The sequence below is a fragment of the Xanthocytophaga flava genome (assembly GCF_030068545.1).
GTDB classification, from domain to species: Bacteria; Bacteroidota; Bacteroidia; order Cytophagales; family 172606-1; genus Xanthocytophaga; species Xanthocytophaga flava.
In genome coordinates this window covers 1-1,157 of sequence record NZ_JASJOR010000084.1, presented here as the reverse complement: position 1 = coordinate 1,157, position 1,157 = coordinate 1, and the positions used below count along the sequence as shown (strand labels likewise).

At 38.2% G+C, this 1,157-nt stretch carries 1 protein-coding gene; it reads left to right on the top strand.

Annotated elements, in window-relative coordinates:
- Nucleotides 1-1,157 (top strand): TonB-dependent receptor domain-containing protein (locus tag QNI15_RS38835; RefSeq protein WP_314037591.1); only part of this gene is annotated, 1,157 nt, incomplete at both ends.

Here is a 1,157-nt window from a genome sequence, read left to right as displayed (position 1 = left end):
AACAGTGTCTTTTATCCTAGTATAGGAACTAGCTTTGTATTGTCAGATGTAGTTAAAATGCCGTCTGTTGTTGATCTGTTGAAATTGCGTGCATCCTGGGCTCAGGTCGGTGGGGGTGGTCCTGATCCGTATGCAATTAATCTGGCCTATGGAAATGTACCGAGTGCTAGTTCTGTACCATTACAAAATGTATATTCTGCAATTGCTAATGCATATGCTGTTCCCAACGATATTCTTAAACCGTATACAAGTACAACTTTTGAAGTAGGTTTGAATACTCAGCTTTTCCAGAATCGTTTAAACTTTGATGTGACAGTATATGACCGCAGAACTACTGATGATATTGTGAGTGTGCCTATTTCGTATGGTTCTGGTTATAATGTCGCTATTCTTAACGCAGGTAAGTTAAGTAATAAAGGGATTGAGTTAATGATTGATGGTACACCTATCAAGACTGATGCATTCAGATGGAATGCCAGCTTCAATTTTGCCTATAATAAAAGCGAAGTTTTGAAATTGGCTGATGGGATTAGCACGGCTAATATTGGTACTTCTGCGAATGGAAATGCTTTCATCAATAACCAGGTTGGTAAACCTTTTGGCTCTATTTATGGGTATCGGATGCTTAAAGATGCTTCTGGTAATATTATCTATGATACAAACTCAAACCTTCCTATGCAAACGGATAATAATCAGTTTCTGGGCCAGGGTGTACCACCTTATACAATGGGTTTAACCAATGAGTTTAAGTATAAAAACTTCTCATTAAATGTATTGGTAGATGGTAAATTTGGCGGAAGTATCTTTTCTGTAATGGAAGTATATGCCACCCGTTTAGGCTTGCTAAAATCTACCTTACCTGGACGTGAGAATGGCTTGGAATTAAATGGAGTAACCAAAGCTGGAGACAAATATTCTTATACAGTGCCAGTAGCAAATTTACGTAGTGCATACTATAACAATATGAACAGATACACAGAGTTATTCGTACATGATGCTAGTTTTGTCAAGTTACGCCAGGTGATTCTAACCTATAACCTACCTACCGAATTATTCAAACGGTTTGGCGTTCAGGGAGCTAGTATTTCACTGGTAGGCCGTAATCTTCTGATCCTTTATAAACAAACTGATAATTTCGATCCGGAACAAAGCCTGAC